This is a genomic window from Gilliamella sp. Fer4-1 (assembly GCF_001690515.1).
GTDB lineage: Bacteria > Pseudomonadota > Gammaproteobacteria > Enterobacterales > Orbaceae > Gilliamella > Gilliamella apicola_C.
This window is the reverse complement of record NZ_LZGZ01000072.1, coordinates 1-20,733: the sequence shown is the minus strand read 5'-3', so window position 1 is coordinate 20,733 and position 20,733 is coordinate 1. Positions and strand designations below refer to the sequence as shown.

The 20,733-nt window shown below is 35.9% G+C and carries 17 protein-coding genes and 1 pseudogene; 15 read left to right on the top strand and 3 right to left on the bottom strand.

The window, feature by feature from the left end; translation table 11 throughout:
* Positions 1-162 precede the first annotated feature (162 nt).
* Positions 163-1,356, bottom strand: a complete 1,194-nt coding sequence (pncB, locus tag A9G30_RS02585; protein WP_065587941.1) for a nicotinate phosphoribosyltransferase — start codon at positions 1,354-1,356, stop codon at positions 163-165.
* Positions 1,357-1,513: 157 nt separating this feature from the next.
* Between pncB and pepN the strand changes: the two genes are divergently transcribed.
* The 15 genes and pseudogenes from pepN to citG all read left to right on the top strand — a co-directional run bounded on the left by pepN (position 1,514) and on the right by citG (position 17,886).
* On the top strand, positions 1,514-4,147 hold the full coding sequence (gene pepN, locus A9G30_RS02580; protein WP_065587940.1) for an aminopeptidase N: 2,634 nt from the start codon (positions 1,514-1,516) through the stop codon (positions 4,145-4,147).
* A gap of 125 nt (positions 4,148-4,272) precedes the next feature.
* Entirely contained in the window at positions 4,273-4,602 is a 330-nt protein-coding gene (locus A9G30_RS02575) for a rhodanese-like domain-containing protein (RefSeq protein WP_065587939.1), read from the top strand.
* A 155-nt stretch (positions 4,603-4,757) separates the two neighbouring features.
* Positions 4,758-5,573, top strand: a complete 816-nt coding sequence (gene mlaF / locus A9G30_RS02570) for a phospholipid ABC transporter ATP-binding protein MlaF (RefSeq protein WP_218057693.1) — start codon at positions 4,758-4,760, stop codon at positions 5,571-5,573.
* Positions 5,573-6,352, top strand: coding sequence for a lipid asymmetry maintenance ABC transporter permease subunit MlaE (gene mlaE / locus A9G30_RS02565; RefSeq protein WP_218057692.1), 780 nt, complete (start codon positions 5,573-5,575; stop codon positions 6,350-6,352). Before mlaF ends, mlaE begins: the two co-directional genes overlap by 1 nt.
* Before the next feature lie 11 nt (positions 6,353-6,363).
* Positions 6,364-6,954: an outer membrane lipid asymmetry maintenance protein MlaD gene (gene mlaD / locus A9G30_RS02560; RefSeq protein ID WP_065567662.1), complete on the top strand. Its 591-nt coding sequence runs from the start codon at positions 6,364-6,366 to the stop codon at positions 6,952-6,954.
* A gap of 9 nt (positions 6,955-6,963) precedes the next feature.
* Entirely contained in the window at positions 6,964-7,605 is a 642-nt protein-coding gene (gene mlaC, locus A9G30_RS02555) for a phospholipid-binding protein MlaC (protein WP_065567661.1), read from the top strand.
* Positions 7,606-7,611: 6 nt separating this feature from the next.
* Positions 7,612-7,884: an STAS domain-containing protein gene (locus tag A9G30_RS02550; RefSeq protein WP_065582414.1), complete on the top strand. Its 273-nt coding sequence runs from the start codon at positions 7,612-7,614 to the stop codon at positions 7,882-7,884.
* Between the two features lie 91 nt (positions 7,885-7,975).
* A complete protein-coding gene (locus A9G30_RS02545; protein ID WP_065567659.1) occupies positions 7,976-8,233 on the top strand; it encodes a BolA family protein in 258 nt (85 codons plus the stop codon).
* A 96-nt stretch (positions 8,234-8,329) separates the two neighbouring features.
* On the top strand, positions 8,330-10,357 hold the full coding sequence (prlC, locus tag A9G30_RS02540) for an oligopeptidase A (RefSeq protein WP_065582413.1): 2,028 nt from the start codon (positions 8,330-8,332) through the stop codon (positions 10,355-10,357).
* Entirely contained in the window at positions 10,326-11,075 is a 750-nt protein-coding gene (locus tag A9G30_RS02535; protein WP_081295579.1) for a class I SAM-dependent methyltransferase, read from the top strand. Before prlC ends, A9G30_RS02535 begins: the two co-directional genes overlap by 32 nt.
* A 19-nt stretch (positions 11,076-11,094) precedes the next feature.
* Positions 11,095-11,784, top strand: a complete 690-nt coding sequence (rsuA, locus tag A9G30_RS02530; RefSeq protein ID WP_065582411.1) for a 16S rRNA pseudouridine(516) synthase RsuA — start codon at positions 11,095-11,097, stop codon at positions 11,782-11,784.
* A gap of 138 nt (positions 11,785-11,922) precedes the next feature.
* Complete coding sequence (locus A9G30_RS02525) at positions 11,923-13,188, top strand: Bcr/CflA family multidrug efflux MFS transporter (RefSeq protein ID WP_065582410.1); 1,266 nt, start codon at positions 11,923-11,925, stop codon at positions 13,186-13,188.
* Complete coding sequence (locus tag A9G30_RS02520; RefSeq protein ID WP_065579575.1) at positions 13,169-13,693, top strand: gamma carbonic anhydrase family protein; 525 nt, start codon at positions 13,169-13,171, stop codon at positions 13,691-13,693. Before A9G30_RS02525 ends, A9G30_RS02520 begins: the two co-directional genes overlap by 20 nt.
* A gap of 146 nt (positions 13,694-13,839) precedes the next feature.
* Positions 13,840-16,773 (top strand): annotated as a pseudogene (locus A9G30_RS13540) (DNA translocase FtsK 4TM domain-containing protein); the annotation flags it as partial.
* Positions 16,774-16,992: 219 nt separating this feature from the next.
* Positions 16,993-17,886: a triphosphoribosyl-dephospho-CoA synthase CitG gene (citG, locus tag A9G30_RS02510; RefSeq protein WP_065582408.1), complete on the top strand. Its 894-nt coding sequence runs from the start codon at positions 16,993-16,995 to the stop codon at positions 17,884-17,886.
* A gap of 145 nt (positions 17,887-18,031) precedes the next feature.
* Here citG and A9G30_RS02505 read toward each other — a convergent pair whose 3' ends face one another.
* The gene (locus tag A9G30_RS02505) at positions 18,032-19,174 is read right to left on the bottom strand and encodes an AAA family ATPase (RefSeq protein WP_065582407.1); all 1,143 of its coding nucleotides are present in this window, start codon (positions 19,172-19,174) and stop codon (positions 18,032-18,034) included.
* Entirely contained in the window at positions 19,171-20,034 is an 864-nt protein-coding gene (locus A9G30_RS02500; protein ID WP_176700826.1) for an RNA ligase family protein, read from the bottom strand. Before A9G30_RS02500 ends, A9G30_RS02505 begins: the two co-directional genes overlap by 4 nt.
* Positions 20,035-20,733 lie beyond the last annotated feature (699 nt).

Genomic DNA, 20,733 nt, shown 5'->3' with positions numbered 1-20,733 from the left:
TTTTCCATCTCTACATTATTTAATGTTATATCTAAACTAATACTGGCATTTCCAGCCTTTTTAATGCCACTTACTACACACAAAATATCAAAAGTTTTTGTTAGGACGCGCTTTTATAAATTATTTCTAGTTGTTTATTTTTATGTTAAGTTAGATTATTGATTAATACTTAACACTGAACGTCCGTTTTAATTCATTAACGAAAGCTAAATCTTGAGAGATAGTCTTTCCAGGGCTATCGGATAATTTAGCGACTGACTGATTATTACATTCTGTCAATTTAATTACAATATTCAAAGATTTAGTATTAAAATCTGGCGATGGAATATCACAAGCTAAAAAACCACCTATACCAAAAGACAATTTTACACGATGATTAAAGTGTTGATAAATGCTAATCGCTTTATCAAAATTTAAGCTGTCTGAAAATACTAGCAATTTTGTTTTAGGATCAATGCCTAATTGTTGGTAATGCGCAATCGCTTTTTCACCCCATTTCATTGGATCGCCTGAGTCATGCCGTAATCCTTGATAACAAGAGGCAAAATGGGAATTGAAGTCCTGTAAAAACGCATCCATAGTAATACAATCAGTTAAAGCAACACCTAAATCGTTGGTATACTCGTCTAGCCAAACTTGCAGTGCATTTTTTTGGCAATCTTCCAGATTTGAGCTTAGGCGCTGATGAGCTTGAAACCACTCGTGTGCTTGCGTTCCAACAGGAGTTAGGCCTAAACGATAAGCAAGTAAATAATTGCTAGTACTATGAAAATTATTAAAATTATTTTTTAAATAATTAACAACCGCCTCTTGCACTGCAAACGAATAACGCCTACGTGTGCCAAAATCCATTAAGTTAAAGCCTGACATATCTATATTAGCTGTTTTTTTATCAAACAACGCCAATTTATCTTTTAGCCTTACTAAGGCTTCAGGAACACCAATATTGGGCGAACGATCTTTGTGAACTATTTCACTAATGATCGCAAGTAATGGCACTTCCCATAAAATAACATCTAACCATTTACCTTCGATTCGAATAACCAGCAACCCATTGTCATTTTTAATTGTTAGTAATTCACTGTTAAAACGCCAGTTTTTTAACCAATTTAAGTAGTCCGATTTAAAAAACGAAATGCGAGATAAATAATCAAACTCGTTATCATTTAGTGATAATGATTCCATCAATTTGACTTGATTCTTTATCTCATTAACATATTGTCCTAATAAATCATCGCTACGGCAGCGAAACTCGGCAACAACTGTTGCATTTGGGTAGTGATGAAAGACAGCTTGTTGCATATGCAACTTATAAGCATCAGTATCTAGTATTGATGTAATTATCGCTGGTAACATGTAAATTGACTGCTATTACTTTAAAGAAAATTCTTAAGATTATAGCAGAATAATAATGAAGATATAGATTAATTATGTAATAAGATTGTTTTTAATCCGCTATAATGCTAATTAGCACAGCATATAATTTGAGTACAAACCAAAAGGTCATCATAACATGAATACAAAAACACCTGAATTGCAACCTATTGCCAAAAATCGGCTTGATTATAAAGTGCCCGATTTTACCATTACCGATATTGATCTTGATTTTGATTTAGCACCAGAAATAACAACAGTAACCGCTCGTAGCCGTGTGCTTCAAAAAAATAATCAAGCGAATGATTTAATTTTAGACGGTGAAGATCTTAAGTTGATATCGGTGAATATTAATGAGCAACCATGGCATGATTACCAACTCACTAAAACAGGATTAGTTATTCAAAATGTTCCTACAGAATTTACTTTAACTATTGTTAATGAAATCAAACCAATTGATAATACTGCACTGGAAGGTTTATATGTATCAGGCGATGCGCTTTGTACCCAATGCGAAGCGGAAGGATTTCGCCATATAACCTATTATCTTGACCGGCCTGATGTGCTTGCACGTTTTTCAACGCGTATTACAGCGAATAAACAATGCTACCCTTTCCTACTTTCTAACGGTAACCGTATTGCACAAGGCGAACTTGCCGATGGGCGCCATTGGGTTCAGTGGCAAGATCCTTTTCCTAAACCTGCCTACTTATTTGCGCTCGTTGCTGGTGATTTTGATATTTTAAAAGACCAATTTATCACACAATCAAAACGGAAAGTGGATTTAGAAATTTATGTTGATAAAGGTAACTTAGATCGTTCGCACTGGGCGATGACAAGCTTAAAAAATGCCATGCGTTGGGACGAAACGCGTTTTGGGCTTGAATATGATCTAGATATTTTTATGATTGTTGCTGTTGATTTTTTCAATATGGGAGCAATGGAAAACAAAGGTTTAAATATCTTTAACTCAAAATATGTGCTTGCCAAACCTCAAACGGCAACAGATGATGACTACCTAGGCATTGAAGGTGTGATTGGTCATGAGTATTTTCACAATTGGACAGGCAATCGAGTTACTTGTCGTGATTGGTTCCAACTCAGCTTAAAAGAAGGATTAACCGTCTTTCGGGATCAGGAATTTAGCGCTGATATGGGATCACGTGCAATAAAACGTATTGAAGATGTCAAACTTTTACGTACCGTGCAATTTGCTGAAGATGCCAGCCCAATGTCTCATCCGATTCGCCCAGATCAAGTTATTGAAATGAATAACTTTTATACGGTAACTGTATATGAAAAAGGGGCTGAAGTTATCCGTATGATGCACACCTTACTAGGGGAGGACAAATTCCAAGCGGGAATGAAACTCTATTTTAAACGCCATGATGGTTGTGCTGCAACTTGTGATGATTTTGTGGCTGCCATGCAAGATGCCTCGGGTATTGATTTAACCCAGTTTAAATTATGGTACAGTCAATCTGGTACACCAGAGCTAACCGTCACCGATAATTATGATGAAACAAAACAACAATATTCCCTGACAGTAGAACAATGTACACCTGCAACTCAAGATCAGGCACAAAAACAAGCACTGCATATTCCACTTAATATCGAGTTATATCGGCATAATGGTGATATAATTGCATTACAATACCAAGGCAAACCTATTCACCACATTTTAAATTTAACGCAGAGCAAACAACAATTTATTTTTGATAATGTGGCTGAAAAACCAATTATTTCATTATTACGTGATTTTTCAGCGCCTGTTAAGTTAACTTATGATTATCAAGATAATGATCTTATATTCCTAATGCAACATGCGACTAATGCCTTTAGCCGTTATGATGCTGCTCAAATGCTATTAGCAAAATATGTTCGTTTAAATGTAAAAAATTATCATAAAAATCAAAAGCTAACCCTACCTGATACTGTATTAGATGCCTTTAGAGCTGTATTATTATCAGAAAATACCGATCCTTTCCTTATTGCCTTAATATTAACCTTACCATCTGAAAACGAGTTGGCTAATTTATTTACTGTGGTTGATCCTATTGCTATTTACCAAGTTCGCCACTTTTTATTAACACGTTTTGCTAATGAGCTTAACGATGAATTAGGTGCAATCTATAACAACAATAAAACCCCACAATATCAGATCGAACATAACGATATTGCTAAACGGTCACTTAAAAACTGTTGTTTAACTTTATTAGCCTATGCGGATGATAATTCGCGCGCTAATACACTAGTTAGTCAGCAATATCATCAAGCAAATAATATGACTGATTGTTTAGCAGCCTTAAATGTGGCGGTAAAAGCGGAACTTAATTGTCGAATTGAATTATTAGCTGACTTTGATAACAAATGGCACCAAGATGGACTAGTTATGGATAAGTGGTTAGCGTTAAACGCAACAAGCCCAGACAAAAACGTCCTTGTTACAGTGAAAAAGTTGCTTACCCACCGCTCATTTTCACTGAGTAATCCAAACCGAATTCGTGCATTAATTGGTGCCTTTGTCAATAACAATCCTGTCGCATTTCATGCGCAAGATGGTAGTGGTTATCAATTTCTAGTTGAAATACTCACTGAATTAAATCAGAAAAATCCACAAGTATCGGCGCGATTAATCGATCCCCTTATTCGATTTAAACGTTATGACGAAAAACGCCAACTACAAATGCGAAAAGCGCTTGAAACATTGCTTAAAATTGAAAATTTATCTAAAGATCTATATGAAAAAATTAGCAAAGCTTTAGAGGAATAAGTTGCAAAATATCATCCTGTTACAGTGTTTCAGGATGATATAAAGCTAATGCTAAATCAAATTGTTATACTAAAATGCATAGTTTCCTGAAACTTTTTTACAACTATTTTAATGAGTTTTAAATAATGACTATACAAGAAATCACGCCAATTGAGCTTATAAACAAATTAAACCAGCAAGATAAACTATTTTTGCTTGATGTGCGTGAAGCCAATGAAGTGGCTATTTGCGGTATTCACAACGCAATTCATATCCCAATGAATACTATCCCATTATATCTAGATAAAATTCCAGATGAAATTGATATTGTAATTTATTGCCATCACGGCAAGCGTAGTTTAGCAGTTGCCCATTTTTTAGTAGAAAATGGCTTCGATCCTAACAGGCTATATAACCTTGCAGGTGGGATTGATGCTTGGGCTGTAATGATTGATAAACAAATGCCAAGATATTAAAGCCTCCGTTATCAAACGAGCTTGATTTAGTTATCGTTTATTATTGATGCATAATTCTAATAACTATTTGATTATGCGTTTAATAGATTTCTTTATTCACAAATATCAAGTAAAATAAGCGAAATTATACTAATTTAGTAGTCTAGGAAGTCACTGTGGCGAGCGAATTACCGAAAAATCTGGTCGAAATTCATGACATGTCTTTTTATCGTGGAACGCGACCTATTTATAAAAATATGAGTTTGAATGTCTCTAAAGGCAAAGTGACAGCAATCATGGGACCTTCAGGAATTGGTAAAACCACACTACTACGGCTTATTGGGGGGCAATTAAAACCTCAGTCAGGACAAATTTTATTTGATGGTGAAGACATCCCTTGCATGTCTCGATCTAGACTTTATGAAGTCCGTAAACGTATGAGTATGTTATTTCAATCAGGTGCATTATTTACTGATTTATCTGTATTTGATAATGTGGCTTATCCGTTACGTGAACACCTTAACTTACCTGAGCCTGTGTTGCATAATTTAGTTTTAATGAAGCTACAAGCTGTTGGATTGCGTGGTGCTGCACATATGATGCCATCGGAATTATCTGGAGGAATGGCAAGGCGTGCAGCTTTGGCGCGTGCTATTGCACTTGATCCTGATTTAATTATGTTTGATGAACCTTTTGCTGGGCAAGATCCTATCTCAATGGGTGTTATAGTTAAACTTATCGCTGAAATTAACCAATCATTAGGATTAACCTGCATTGTTGTTAGCCACGATGTAAACGAAGTGCTCAGTATTGCTGATTACGCTTATATTGTTGCTGAACAACATATTATTGCCGGTGGCACATCACAACAATTACGTGATAATGACGATTTACGAGTTAAACAATTCCTTGATGGATTGGCAGATGGTCCTGTGCCTTTCCATTATCCTGCTGATGATTATAAATTAGACCTAAGCAGAGGTATAAAATAATGTTGAATTTATTAGCAAAATTAGGGCGATGTTTTATCAATATTATTTCGATGATTGGCCGTTCTGGCGTTATGCTTTTTGGTGCATTAATTGGTAAACCACAATTTAATAAACAATTTCCATTATTAGTCAAACAATTTTACTTTGTTGGCGTTCAATCACTAACGATTATTATGGTTTCAGGCCTTTTTATTGGCATGGTACTTGCCTTACAAGGCTACTTTATATTAACTACGTTTGGTGCCGAAGCAAGCCTTGGAATGATGGTCGCACTTGCCTTACTTCGTGAACTCGGCCCTGTTGTTGCAGGCTTGCTGTTTGCAGGCCGTGCGGGTTCAGCATTAACGGCTGAAATAGGTTTAATGAAAGCAACTGAACAGTTATCAAGCATGGAAATGATGGCGATTGATCCATTACGACGTATTATTGCTCCACGTTTTTGGGCTGGTTTTTTTAGTATGCCGTTTTTAACAGCAATTTTTGTCACAGTCGGCATTTTAGGTGGTGCACTTGTTGGTGTTGATTGGAAAGGGATTGATTCAGGCTTTTTTTGGTCATCCATTCAAAGCAGTGTTAATTGGTGGCATGATTTGGGCAATTGTTTTGTAAAAAGCTTTGTATTTGCTATCGCTAGCACTTGGATTGCACTTTTTAATGGTTATGATTGTGTACCAACATCAGAAGGAATTAGCCGAGCAACAACGAACACCGTTGTTTATTCATCATTAGTTATTTTGGGGTTAGATTTTATTTTAACCGCATTAATGTTTAGTCATTGAGGTCATTAAACATGAGTCGTAAAATTGAAATTACAGTAGGATTATTCATGGTGCTGGTCATTTGTTCAGTGCTATTTTTATGCTTTAGAGTCGCTGATCCAACATCATTTGCTAGCCATAATTCCTTTCGGGTTTATGCTGTATTTGATAACATTGGTGGGTTAAAAGCTCGATCGCCTATCAAGATCGGTGGTGTAGTGATTGGGCGAGTTAGTGATATTTCGTTAAGTTCACCAAATAACGATGAGTACAAGCCGTATGTAGCTATGGATATAGATACTCAGTATAACAAAATTCCAAGTTCAAGTTCTCTTGCAATTAAGACATCTGGAATACTTGGCGAACAGTATATTGATATCAATATAGGTGTTGATAGAGAAACGGAATTAAGTATTGACTCACTAGATGTTGATCCAGACATTTTGGCTAAGGCAGAAAAAAATAAAACTCCACCGTACTTAGTTGAAGGTTTTGTTGTGCACAACACAACGCCTGCAATTGTTTTAGAAGATCTTATTGGTAAATTTCTTTACAGCATAGGTGGTTCATCAGATAAAGACAAAGATGATAAAGATAAAAAACAAGATATAAATGAAAACTAAGGAGTTAACATGTTAAACAAATTTAAAACAACCCTTTTTTTAGCATTAGCTTTATTGTTTAGTGCTAATACATTCGCGGAAAATGATCCCTATAAAGAGATGCAAGTAGCCGCCGATAAAATTTTTACCACAATGAAGTCGCAATCATCGGTGATTAAATCAAATCCAAACAGACTTAAAGACATTGTTAGACAAGATTTATTACCTTATGTACAAGTCAAATACGCTGGTGCGTTAATTTTAGGAAACTACTACAAAAGTGCAAGCGAAGCGCAGCGAACAGCCTATTTTGATGCTTTTGAAAACTATTTAGTACAAACTTTTGCACAAGCGCTTTCAATGTATAATGGTCAACAATATCAAGTTGAGGCAGCAAAAGATTTAACGGGGAAAAATCTTATTTCTATTCGTGTACTCTTAATCCAACCAAACCAAGGTCAACCTTTACGCATTGATTTTCAATGGCGTAAAAACACTGTAACTGGCGAATGGAAAGCCTATGATTTAGTTGCCGAAGGTGTAAGCATGATCAGCACTAAACAAAATGAATGGTCATCAATTTTACGTCAAGGTGGTATTGATGCATTGACGAAACAATTAACCGAGCTTTCAAATCGCAAAATTGATCCAAATACGAAACCAAAAGGCTAGTTTAAAATGTCGCGAATCACAACAGAAAAACAACAAGATGTATTGTGTTTATTTGGTGAGCTAGATGTTCACTCATTAAACGATCTGTGGTCTACACAAAATACCATATTAAATGGTATAAAACACATTGATGTAGGGCAACTTACTCGTGTTGATTCTTCAGGACTCGCGACTTTAGTTTATTTTTGCAATAAATATAACGTAGGGCTTAAAGGCATTAATCCTCAGTTACAAACATTATTAACGCTGTATGATCTACAACAGGTAATTAACAGCTAACACATTAGCTTTTATACAGAACGCCTAATCACCTGAAAGTTTTTTGACAAAAAATAATCCCCATAATTTATATTAGTGATGAGAATGAAGAATGGATAAACAAGAAATTATAGATAAATTAAAAAGTTCACTTGAGCTTGATGATGTACATGTGCTGACCGATGATGGTAGTCATTTTCAAGTTATTGCAGTAGGTGAATTATTTGCTGATTTAAATCGAGTAAAAAAACAACAAGCTATTTATGCCCCTTTGGCAGAATTTATTAATGATAACCGCATTCATGCACTTTCTATAAAAACCTATACTCCCACTGAGTGGCAACGTGAACGTAAGCTTATGGGATTATAAGTATTCCCTTGCATGAAATTCTCTTGAATTATTCACCTTTGCCATCATATTATGTTCTATTAATAGACAAAACCATTTGTATAAAGGTATCTCAACATGACTAATCCATTACTAACAGATGTACCATTACCGCTTTTTTCTCAAATTAAACCTGAACATGTCTTACCTGCCATACAAGAGGCGCTAAAAAATTGTCGAAATACTATTGAAACTGTACTTAAACAAAATAGTAAATATACTTGGGATAATTTGATCCAGCCCATTGATGAAGTAGACGAAAAATTTAGTCGAGCTTGGTCTCCTGTTAGCCATCTTAATTCAGTTAAAAATAGCTCAGAATTACGCGAAGCCTATGAAGCTTGTCTACCCTTACTTTCTGAGTACGGTACATGGGTTGGGCAACATAAGCCTTTATATCAGGCCTATAAACAACTCAAAGAAAGCGAACAATACGCAACGTTGAGCAAAGCACAGAAAAAAGTTATTGATAATGCATTACGTGATTTTGAATTATCCGGAATTGGTTTACCCGATGATAAACAAAAACGCTACGGTGAAATTGTCGCAAAATTATCAGAATTATCATCAAAATATAGTAATAATGTACTAGATGCGACTATGGGTTGGTCAAAACTAATTACTGATATCAAAGAGCTGTCTGGTATGCCTGAAAGTGCGCTTGCAGCAGCACAAGAACAAGCTAAAATTAAAGGCAAAGAGGGGTGGTTGCTGACATTGGATATACCAAGTTATCTTCCTGTGATGACTTATTGTGATAATCGTGATTTACGGTTTGAGCTTTACCAAGCTTATAACACGCGTGCATCCGACCAAGGACCAAATGCGGGTAAATGGGATAATACAGAGATCATTAAGCAAATTCTGGACCTACGTTACGAGCTAGCACAATTATTAGGTTTCAAGACTTATGCAGACAAATCACTGGCAACAAAAATGGCTAAATCCACAACGCAAGTCATCGAGTTTTTAAGCGATTTAGCAACTAAAGCCAAGCCACAAGGTGAAAAAGAACTAGCTGAACTAAAACGATATGCGTACGAATTTTTTGGTGCCAGTGATATTAAACCATGGGATATTGCTTATTATAGTGAAAAGCAAAAACAGTATTTATATACTATTAATGATGAAGAGTTACGGCCTTATTTTCCGCAGCAACGAGTAATTAATGGTTTATTTGAAGTAGTACATCGTATTTTCGGTATTACAGCCAAAGAGCGAAAAGGCGTTGAAGTTTGGGATCCAGAAGTCAAATTTTATGATCTTTATGCTGCTAATGGTGAATTAAAAGGTAGCTTCTATCTTGATTTATATGCACGTGAACACAAGCGAGGTGGTGCTTGGATGGATGATTGTATTGGTCGCATGCGTTTTGCTGATGGTCATATACAAAAACCTGTTGCTTATTTAACTTGTAACTTCAATCGCCCAATTGGAGATAAACCAGCACTGTTTACTCATGACGAAGTCACCACATTATTCCATGAATTCGGTCACGGATTACACCATATGTTAACCGAAATTGATGTTTCATCAGTAGCTGGTATTAATGGCGTGCCGTGGGATGCTGTTGAGTTGCCAAGTCAATTTTTAGAAAACTGGTGTTGGCAACCCGAAGCGCTTACATTTATATCCGGTCATTATCAAACAGATGAACCATTACCCGCAGAAATGCTAGAAAAGATGCTAGAAGCTAAAAATTATCAAGCTGCGTTATTTATTTTACGGCAATTGGAATTCGGTCTTTTTGATTTTAAATTACATACACAAAAAGATCCCGATATTTTAAACACATTAGCTGAAGTCAGAAAACAAGTTGCTGTTGTTCCTACTGTTGAATGGGGACGCTTTCCTCATGCTTTTAGCCATATTTTTGCTGGGGGGTATGCGGCAGGTTATTACAGTTACTTATGGGCAGAAGTTTTATCTGCTGATGCATTTTCACGTTTTGAAGAAGAAGGTATCTTCAATGCGAAAACAGGTAATGCATTTCTTGACAATATATTGTCACAAGGCGGTAGCGATGAACCAATGATGCTATTTAAAAGCTTCCGAGGTCGCGAACCTCAACTTGATGCGCTACTTCGTCACTATGGTATCAAGTAGTTCTAACTTAGCTCAGTTAATACAATTAGCTGAGCAATGGTTATTAGCCCATGCCGATCTTCCGTTTACGTTGGTTAACCAAAATAATCGACTTGAGTTACAAAAAACAGACGAACCCAAATTAGGCTCTATCTGTGTTAATTTTGTTTCTGGCGCGATGGCTCATCGTCGCCAATTTGGCGGTGGTCGTGGCGAGGCAATCGCTAAAGCAGTAGGTGTAAAAGGTGAGTATTTACCCACAGTTATTGATGCAACTGCGGGACTTGGTCGTGATGCCTTTGTTTTAGCATCTATTGGTTGCCATGTCACTATGTTTGAGCGGCATCCTGTCGTTGCCGCATTATTAAGCGATGGTTTACAACGTGCCTACCAAGATCTCGACATAGGTCACTGGATTGAGCAACAATTACACTTAATTTATGATTCAAGCATTGAGGGATTGAGGGCTTACCCTGAAAAACCAGATGTTGTTTATCTTGATCCGATGTTTCCACATCGGCAAAAAAGTGCGCTTGTCAAAAAAGAGATGCGCATTTTTCAACAGCTAGTTGGTAGTGATAGTGATGCTGATAGTTTATTAACACCAGCAAGGCAATTAGCCCGGAAACGAGTTGTGGTAAAACGACCTGATTATGCGCCATTTTTAGCTAACCAAAAGCCAACAGCTGAAATTAAAACTAAAAATCACCGCTTTGATATCTATACACCTTTAAAGTAATAGGGAATATTTTTAAATTATGCGATTAGATAAATTTCTTGCTCATCATTTAGGCGCCAGTCGTACTATTGTAAACAAAGAGCTCAAAGCTAAAAAAGTGACTGTCGATGGTGAGATTATCAAATCAGGTGCGTATCAATTATCGCCAGATCAATTAGTTGAATATGATGGTTATCAAATTGAACAAGTGACCAGCCAACGCTATTTTATGCTCAATAAACCGCAAGGCTATGTTTGTTCGACTAATGATCCCGATCATCCAACAATTCTTTATTTTATTGATGAGCCGATGCCTGAAAAATTACATGCAGCAGGAAGGCTTGATCTTGATACTACTGGGCTTGTTTTGCTTACAGATGATGGCAAGTGGTCACACCGAATTACATCCCCTAAACATCATTGTGAAAAAATTTATGTAGTCACCGTTGAACAACCATTAAAAGTTGAGCTCATTGATATATTTAAAAAAGGCATTCAATTGAAAAGTGAAAAGTCACTCACTAAACCTGCAAAACTAACCATTATTGATGATTTTCATGCTGAATTAATCATTAGCGAAGGTCGCTATCATCAAGTAAAACGGATGTTTGCAGCGGTTAATAATCACGTAATTGCGTTGCATCGAAAACAAATCGGTAACGTGATCCTTGATATACCGGAGGGAGAATATCGACCATTGACTCAAGATGAAATTCATTCTTTTAGCTAATATCAATTGTCGCAATGATAAGTCGTTAAGATGAGGCATTCTATTTATATTTATAGATACTTTAAAGCTAGCCACACCGCAAAAATTAAGCTTGTCCTTAATTAAATTTTATATAAAAGCCGTAAAAAGGAACGATTTGTGCAAAACCAAAACACACAGGTAGAAATAAAAATATCTAAAAAAGCGCTGATTTTTATCCTTGGTTTACTCTCTATGCTTATGCCATTATCTATAGATATGTATTTACCAAGTATGCCAACTATTGCGCACAACTTTAATGTAGCCGATACAGCTGTACAACTAACTATTAGCTGCTATTTACTAGGCTTCTCCGTTGGGCAACTTTTATTTGGGCCGCTTACTGATAGTTATGGACGACGCAACGTTTTAATTTTTGGCCTAATTATCTTTATAGGCGCGGCATTAAGCTGTGCAATTGCTACCAATATTAATCAATTAATTACCGCTCGCTTTTTTCATGGTATTGCGGCTGCGGCAACCACAATAGTCATTAATGCGTTAATGAAAGATATTTATCGTGATCGTGATGAATTTTCTAAAATGATGTCCTTTGTCATGCTGATATCCAATGTTGCTCCATTACTGGCGCCGATTATCGGTGGATTTATTTTATATTGGTTTAATTGGCGAGCCAATTTTTACACTATCTGCTTAATTGCTCTCGCTTGCTTTGGTTTAGTTGTCACCAATATCCCTGAAACACTCGCAAAAGCCAAACGAGATCGGTTTAGCTTAGTTCGTATTTTAAGCAATTTTATTATGCTGTTTCGACACCGCCAAGCACTCACTTATATGATGATAGGCGCATTTTCAGGGGCGGGGTTATTCTCTTTTTTAAGCTTAGGTCCCTTTGTTTATATGAATTTACATGGCGTTGCATCCACTAATTTTGGTTATTACTTTGCACTCAATATTATTGTGATGATATTGATGAATACCGTAAATAGCCGTTTTGTTAAACGTGTTGGTTCGATTAAAATGATGCAGTTAGGGCTTTTTATCCAATTTACTATGGCAACAAGTCTTCTTGTTGTCAGTCTATTTAATCTAGGGTTTACCTGCCTAGTTATTTGTATTGCTGGTTATATTGGTTGTATGTCAACCATTGGAGGCAATAGCATGGCGATTATTTTAGATCTTCATCAGCATATTGCCGGTACAGCTTCTTCTTTAGCAGGTACAATTCGCTTTGCAGTGGCTGGCGCAATGGGTTTATCATTATCAATGTTAGCATCAACGCATTCGACTGTAAGAGAAACGGTAAATAACTCGACCGAATGGTTAATGGTTGGCTCTATGGTGTTATGTAATTTTCTTGCTGTTAGCTTATTTTTGTGTGCCAAAAACCAAAAAAGGAAAAATCATGATTTACCAATTAGGTGATTTACATCCGCAAATTCATCAACATTGTTTTATTGCAAAATCAGCTGAAATAATTGGTAATGTAACTTTAGAGCAAGGTGTTTCGATCTGGTTTAATACTGTTTTACGTGGCGATATCGCGCCTATTCATATTGGTCAAAATAGTAATGTGCAAGATAATTGCACTGTACATGTTGAAACAGGTACCCCTTGTATTGTTGGTGAAAATGTAACAATTGGTCACAATGTTATTCTTCATAGCTGTATTATTGAAGATAATGTATTAATTGGTATGGGAAGTACTATTTTAAATGATGCGAAAATAGCTAAAAATTGCATAGTGGGCGCTAACTCATTAGTCACACGCACGCTTCCTTATAGTGAAGGTTGTTTAATTATCGGTTCGCCAGCAAAAATTATTCGTAAACTGACTGAAAACGAAATTGAAGGCAATATAAACAATGCAAAAAGTTACGTGCAAAATAGCAAACGATTTAGTGAAAATCTATTTCCTATAAATCGATAGTAACTACAATAAATGATGTTTTATATTTCATTCGCTCTGTGACATAGCGCAATTTATGGTAAAATGCCAGCAATTTTAATAGCGATAGTTTTTTAGGTACTTGTTTGAAAAAGCCCAAAATGACAAGAAAGCAGATTATTACTCAATTCATTTTGCTTGCAATACTAGGTTTATCTGTTTGTTTATTTTTATCTCTGTTTACTTACGATCCCGCTGACCCTGGCTGGTCTCGTACTGCTTGGCACTATCCTATTAGTAATTTTGGCGGTTATCTTGGCGCATATGCCAGCGACATTTTTTTCCAATTTTTAGGGTTTATCGCTTATAGCATCCCTTTTATTACTATTTTTATTTGTTTACAACTCATAGTTCATTTTTATAAACATGCCAATGATCCCATTAATTATTTTAGTCTTTCATTTAGAATTATTGGTGTTTTGGCATTTATCTTCAGTTCGACGGGTTTTTTTGCTTTAAATATTCGTGATGCAGAACAATTTGAAGCAGGTGGTTATCTTGGGGCAATAGTCATTGAAAGCCTTCTACCCATTATAAATAACTTAACTTTATCATTAACTCTTCTTGGAACTTGCTTAGCCTGTATAACATTATTAACTGGATTTTCGTGGTTGAATCTAATGGAAAAATTAGGTGCTTTTGTCATGATTTTACTGTTACCTATTAGATGGTTAATTAAGGCTTGTACAACAAATAACATTGAACAGACTGCGTTAAAACAAGAAAAAAATATTATACGATCTGATGATGTAACAAAAGAACCTCAATTTACAATACCTTGTGATAACAAAGGTGATAACACCGAAATTATTTCACCAAGTTATTCTGTTAATAATGAAATACCTCAAGAGCAGGCATCAAATACTCTTATTTCAGCTGATGAAAATGAAAAGATTTTAATCAAAACGACCGAAGAATTAATTAAAACCAAAGATTCTTTGCAATTATCACAGGTAACAACACCCCAAGCCGTTGATAATCCACCTAGGAAAGAACTCGACCCAGAGGAAATTTTGTCTCGTCTTGAATCAATTATTCAAAACATAAATGGGGATAAAGCAACACCAGATCAAGAACAGGCTTTATCTTCTTCAATGGCGCAAATAAAGCAGGTGATCCAAACGCAAAAATCTGAAGAAAAACCATCATTTGAACAATCAGATAAATACACAATATCAGATGCACCAAGTAAACCTTTATTTACTTCGGTAGACAATAAACATGAAATTAAATTCAATAATGAAAAGGATTCATTTGAACCCGCTCTAGATATTTCAATAATGAAAACCATTGAAACTGAGCAGCCATTGGTGCAAGAGCCTGAGGCTATTATAAACACAGCTACCATACAAGAGATAGCAGATGCAAAAACTGAAACGCAAACAGGCGTAAAATTAGAAGTAGAACAACTTGAATATGTTGATACTGAAGCATTAAAAAAAGCTAATCCAATCATTGATGATATTTATCCTGAAGAGATAACTCAAGATAATCAAAATTATCATTCCTCAGAAAATGATGAGGCTAGTTTAATTCATCCATTATTGAGACGTAATGATAAACCATTGCCAAAACCAACTACGCCACTACCTTCGCTAAACTTATTAACAGCGCCTCCAACGGCAAGAATTGAGGTGGATCATGTGGCCTTAAACGCTATGTCAGAATTAATTGAAAAAAGTTTGTCTGATTACCGAGTAAAAGCCAAAGTTGTTGATTATATGCCCGGGCCAGTGATTACTCGTTTCGAAATTGAGCTTGCACCAGGTATTAAAGCTGCTAGGATTTCAACACTAGATCGTGACTTAGCACGATCATTATCCATGCCATCGGTTCGTGTAGTTGAAGTTATTCCGGGCAAACCGTATGTTGGCATTGAATTACCCAATAAGAATCGTCAAACAGTTTATTTTAGGGAAGTATTAGACAGTCCTCAATTCAAAGATGCTCAATCACCATTAACAATCGTATTAGGTAAAGATATCTCTGGGCAATCAGTGGTTGCTGATTTAGCTAAGATGCCGCACTTATTAGTTGCCGGTACTACTGGTTCGGGTAAATCAGTTGGTGTTAATGCAATGATTTTAAGTATTTTATATAAATCGCAACCTGAAGATGTGCGGTTTATTATGATCGATCCCAAAATGCTTGAGCTCTCTATTTATGAAGGAATACCACACTTATTAACTCAAGTCGTTACTGACATGAAAGACGCTACCAATGCACTTAATTGGTGTGTGAATGAAATGGAACGTCGTTATCGTCTAATGTCAGCGTTAGGAGTGCGAAATATTGCTGGTTACAATGAAAAAATTAAACAAGCTGATGAAATGGGTAGACCAATTCCTGATCCTCTCTGGAAGCCAACCGATAGTATGGATCTTAATATGCCAACACTCGATAAATTACCCTATATTGTCGTGATGGTTGATGAGTTTGCCGACCTTATCATGGCAGTGGGTAAAAAGGTAGAAGAGTTAATCGCAAGGCTTGCACAAAAGGCCAGAGCGGCGGGTATCCATCTTGTCTTAGCGACACAACGCCCGTCGGTTGATGTGATTACTGGTTTAATTAAAGCTAATATCCCTACACGTATTGCATTTACGGTATCAAGCAAGATCGACTCTCGAACGATCTTAGATCAAATGGGTGCGGAATCACTGCTTGGTATGGGGGATATGCTTTATTTAGCACCTAATAGCTCAATTCCAATACGAGTACATGGAGCCTTCGTCCGTGATGAAGAAGTTCATGCTGTAGTTCAAGACTGGAAGGCACGAGGTGCACCAAAATATATTGAAAATGTAACCGTTTCAAGTGGTGATAACGATGGCAATAATTCAGAGAGTATCGATGAAGAACTTGACCCTATTTTTGACCAAGTGGTCGAATTTGTTATAGAAACTCGTCGAGCCTCTATATCTAGCGTGCAAAGAAAATTCAGAATTGGTTATAATCGAGCAGCAAGAATTGTTGAGCAAATGGAGATTGAAGGCATTATTAGTGCTCCAGCGCATAACGGTAATCGAGAAGTATTAGCAGTTAAAACCAGTGAATATTGATCTTTATTTAAGATGCTAATTTATTTTTATCAATGAATTAGCGCTTTCACAAAAAATAATATAACGTTATTGCTAGATTGTAACTAAATAAATTGAGGATAATAACTATCGTGTGAATAAATAGTAAAAAATACTTAACTATCATATTGATAATATTAATTATTATTATCAAAAATTCTTATCATACTTCAAAAACACTTTAATAGGTACCGATCAATAATGAGTGATTATTCACAGCAAATCGCATTATTAGAATTAAAACTTAATAATGATCCTAATCGATGTTTACCTGCACAATTAGCAACCAAAGCATTAATAAAAGAAATTTGCTTATCACCTAAACCTGGATTAGTTGATATGAATAATAGCGGTGCACATCGTGATATGGATTTTCAAACCTTTGTCCAAAGTATTAAAGCTATTTGTATTTGGTTTGAGCGTTTTTATAAGTACGGTAAAAATTCCGCCAACTATGATAATCAACATTTTTTAGCAGGCATTAGACCAATTGGCATTGAGTGTGAACAAGCCATGTTTCGAGCAACCAATCAAATCAATACGCATAAGGGCGGTATATTTGCCTTTGGTCTATTAATGGGAGCTATTGGCAAATTAGAACAACTAGGATTACCAGTCAACACGCAAAGTATTTGCGATGAGGTCTCAGCAATTTGCCAAGGTATTGTCCAAAATGAGCTAAAGCAAAATATACAAGCAAATACTGTAGGCGAAAGGTTATTTAAACGCCACAATCTGACTGGTGCAAGAGGAGAAGCTGAATCAGGCTATGCAATAGTTAGAAATATCTCTCTTCCGATTTTTCAAAAAATGCAAAACAGTGGCTATGATGAAGAAACTTGCTTGCTACAAGCCATGTTGTACTTGCTTGCTTTTAATCAAGATACTAATGTCGTTTCAAGAGGAGGATTAGACGGATTGTATTTTGTTCAGCAAGAGGCGAAAAATCTTATTGATCAAGGTGGTATTATTCATTCTGACGGTCGAAAAAAATTATATCAACTTGATACCGAATTCATTAAACGTAATTTAAGTCCTGGCGGTTCGGCGGATTTAATTGCTATTACTTGGTTTTTGTCTGAGTATAACAAATAAGATAAACCAATAAGAAATAACCTTTATTTATGGGTATTAAAATAAAGGTATTTAATATTGTGCACAACTATTGAAGCAAACAGCTATTTAAGCAAATTTGGGGCTTTGATATCAGCCCCAATTTACCTTATAAAATATTGTGCAATTATTGGTTAATTACATAGCTCACCTTATGTGCTTCGGTTGGTAGCGGAACCTCCCATTTATTTAATAACCGCTGAATGGTTTTATTGGGCAAAGTCGTGTCACGTGCGGCATTACGGCGATACAACTCTTTTTCTGGTTGTTCAATATATACAATTTTCACGTTGGCATGATAAGCGTAGAGTAAATCGAGCGCTTTTTGTCGCATTTCTTGCGATAAATGGGTCGCATTCCAAATAAAAGGTTGTTTTACTCTTAACCACTGTTTTACCTTGGCTAAGACAAACTGTATAACCTGCCCTTCGTTTTCGCCATGCTTCAATTTTAGTTCAGATCTGGCATCATCATAAGACGCAACAGGCCATGTTGGATAATGTTTGCTTACCCAACTATTTTTACCTGAAGCGGGTAAACCAGCTAGCATAATTACTTCCGATCCTTCTTGGGGATATAACGCATAATCAGGTAAGACATTACTGCCCCGAAAATATTGAACCCGAGTATAATCATCCACAAATTGGCGAGGGTGATATAAACACCCTTCTTCAAGTACCAACTGTTTAAATAGCTCAACTTCATCAAGTGCTCTTTTTTTATCGGCACAAATGCGGCCTTCCATATCCGCTTTAGCTTGTAGGCATAACATCCAAATTGGTAGCTGCCACGATAAATGATGAATTAAATATTCAGGTGTTCTATTTTTTCGCTCTTCACTTAAAGCAAAAAAAGGGACTTGATGCACACTAATGATTCGGCAAATTTGCTCTCTTAAATCAAACGGTACGCCCATTCGCCATAATAATATGCGACTATAAATCTCGCCTTTTTTTGAGTGCCGAGGTTGGGTTATTTTACCTGTGATTTTATCAATCACCGTCGTTTCAGGCTTAGCTATATCATGCAATAAAGCCGTCATAAACAACACAAATTGTTCATCTTCTGTTGCATTAGCAAATTCACTCTGCCCCAATAACGCTCTGATAACCATTTGAGTGTGAATCCATACATTCCCTTCACCATGGTACATAACATCTTGAGGTGTAGTTAACAAACGGTTCAATTCAGGAATACAATTTAACCATGGGCTAAAATCACCCGTTGCTATGGTGTGTGTTATTTGCTGTTTTAATGCTGGATAATTCATACCTTTCCTCCATTTATCAATCTGCTATTCCAATTCATGGTTAATTGTGGTGTATAAAGCTCAACACCGTTGGCTAGTTGATTAGGAATAAACGGTTGTTCAGAGTGGTGTTGCCCTGCATCTAAAATCGCTTGCACAAAATCGTGTCTAACCCATTTGAGGCGATCAACTGTTTGTTCTTCCGATTCGATTTTTAGATATAATCCTTCCATAAAATCAGAATTATCACATTGCTGCCATGCTTTGGTTAAATCAAGTTTTTCGCGAGTTACAATTTTTTCAAAACAAGTTCGCCAATTAGCTGTTTTAGCCAAAGATTCCTTAACCAAATTCAATAATTCACTTAATTTAGCTGGTGCCGATCCTGCAAATAAAACTGGCACCGATAAAACAGGACCATCTGCTAGTAATTGATGCCGTTTTATAGTAGATAAAAAACAGTTTTGTTGCCTATCCCAAATATCAAACTCGCAAAAATAATGAGGCAATGCGTCATAAAAAATTGCATGTTTTTTATGTAGCCATTCACCATAAAGAATATAGCGATCTTCTAATCGTTCTAATAGCCAATATTCATGCACGCAAGCCCAGCGCCTTAACAGATTAAATTGGCGTTCTCGTGACCCCCCCATTAAATAATGCCCTCTAGATTGAAGTAATAGTTCTCCACTGGCTGAAAAGCTAATAGCACAATTAGCGCCGTCTAACTTTTCTTCAACAACGATATGTTGACCAACTAATTGATTATAAGGGCGTTGTCCATGTTCACTATCACCAAATTGTAAGCGAGAGCCTTCTAGGTGTGGTGTTCGTGGGTATTTAATTAATTCTAAATTTTGAATATAAGATTCCATTGTCATCACGTTTTCTCCAAAAAGTAAGGGAAAACCGACAAGGCAAAAAATCTATAGATTGAATTGTAATAAAAGCGCTTAGGTAATACCTAGCAAAAGACAATATAATAGAGAATACCGTGTCGGCATTAAGATAAAGTGTTAACTACAGGCATTTTGCCACCTCACTAAAATTAAAATATAAGGTTAAAAAACGGCGCAATTATCAGCGGTTGCAGACTAATTGTCAAGCGTCATTATAATAAATAGTTATGTACGCTAATAATAAACTAGAAAATTATTGTTAATAAACAAACTGTTTGTTACGATTTTTTACTTAAAATAGATGTAAAGTAAATTTTAGTAAAATAAAAAATTCAATAAAATCAATAGTTTTTCTGAATGATTTTTGTTGTTAGCATTGTGCTATTGAAAAGCGCTTAGCTCGCTAGCTTTGCTGGTTCGAAACTAAGTTTTACGCTGTATTAGCTCTTCTTTGATTGTTTATCCTTAATCAATATTATTACAGAAATCTTCCCAATTTTATCAGAGATAGTTTGATCTACCGTAATTGAGCAGTTTCGGTTGTATAATCCCTTATGCCTATTTTATCTCTCGGCAAAATTTGATGGGATAACCAAAGGGTTTCCCAATAAAACATTGGGTAAAAAAACTTGAAAGCTTTTTCAAAAAATACTTATCAAAAACTTTCAGGTAGTTTTGTAT

What these genes read in the sequence shown, in the direction of transcription:
- prlC (WP_065582413.1), top strand. Translation starts at nt 8,330, where the DNA reads ATGACTAATCCATTACTAACAGATGTACCATTACCGCTTTTTTCTCAA.
- A9G30_RS02535 (WP_081295579.1), top strand. Translation starts at nt 10,326, where the DNA reads ATGCGCTACTTCGTCACTATGGTATCAAGTAGTTCTAACTTAGCTCAG.
- rsuA (WP_065582411.1), top strand. Translation starts at nt 11,095, where the DNA reads ATGCGATTAGATAAATTTCTTGCTCATCATTTAGGCGCCAGTCGTACT.
- pepN (WP_065587940.1), top strand. Translation starts at nt 1,514, where the DNA reads ATGAATACAAAAACACCTGAATTGCAACCTATTGCCAAAAATCGGCTT.
- citG (WP_065582408.1), top strand. Translation starts at nt 16,993, where the DNA reads ATGAGTGATTATTCACAGCAAATCGCATTATTAGAATTAAAACTTAAT.
- mlaC (WP_065567661.1), top strand. Translation starts at nt 6,964, where the DNA reads ATGTTAAACAAATTTAAAACAACCCTTTTTTTAGCATTAGCTTTATTG.
- mlaE (WP_218057692.1), top strand. Translation starts at nt 5,573, where the DNA reads ATGTTGAATTTATTAGCAAAATTAGGGCGATGTTTTATCAATATTATT.
- A9G30_RS02500 (WP_176700826.1), bottom strand. Translation starts at nt 20,034, where the DNA reads ATGACAATGGAATCTTATATTCAAAATTTAGAATTAATTAAATACCCA.
- A9G30_RS02505 (WP_065582407.1), bottom strand. Translation starts at nt 19,174, where the DNA reads ATGAATTATCCAGCATTAAAACAGCAAATAACACACACCATAGCAACG.
- A9G30_RS02550 (WP_065582414.1), top strand. Translation starts at nt 7,612, where the DNA reads ATGTCGCGAATCACAACAGAAAAACAACAAGATGTATTGTGTTTATTT.
- A9G30_RS02575 (WP_065587939.1), top strand. Translation starts at nt 4,273, where the DNA reads ATGACTATACAAGAAATCACGCCAATTGAGCTTATAAACAAATTAAAC.
- A9G30_RS02520 (WP_065579575.1), top strand. Translation starts at nt 13,169, where the DNA reads ATGATTTACCAATTAGGTGATTTACATCCGCAAATTCATCAACATTGT.
- mlaD (WP_065567662.1), top strand. Translation starts at nt 6,364, where the DNA reads ATGAGTCGTAAAATTGAAATTACAGTAGGATTATTCATGGTGCTGGTC.
- A9G30_RS02545 (WP_065567659.1), top strand. Translation starts at nt 7,976, where the DNA reads ATGGATAAACAAGAAATTATAGATAAATTAAAAAGTTCACTTGAGCTT.
- pncB (WP_065587941.1), bottom strand. Translation starts at nt 1,356, where the DNA reads ATGTTACCAGCGATAATTACATCAATACTAGATACTGATGCTTATAAG.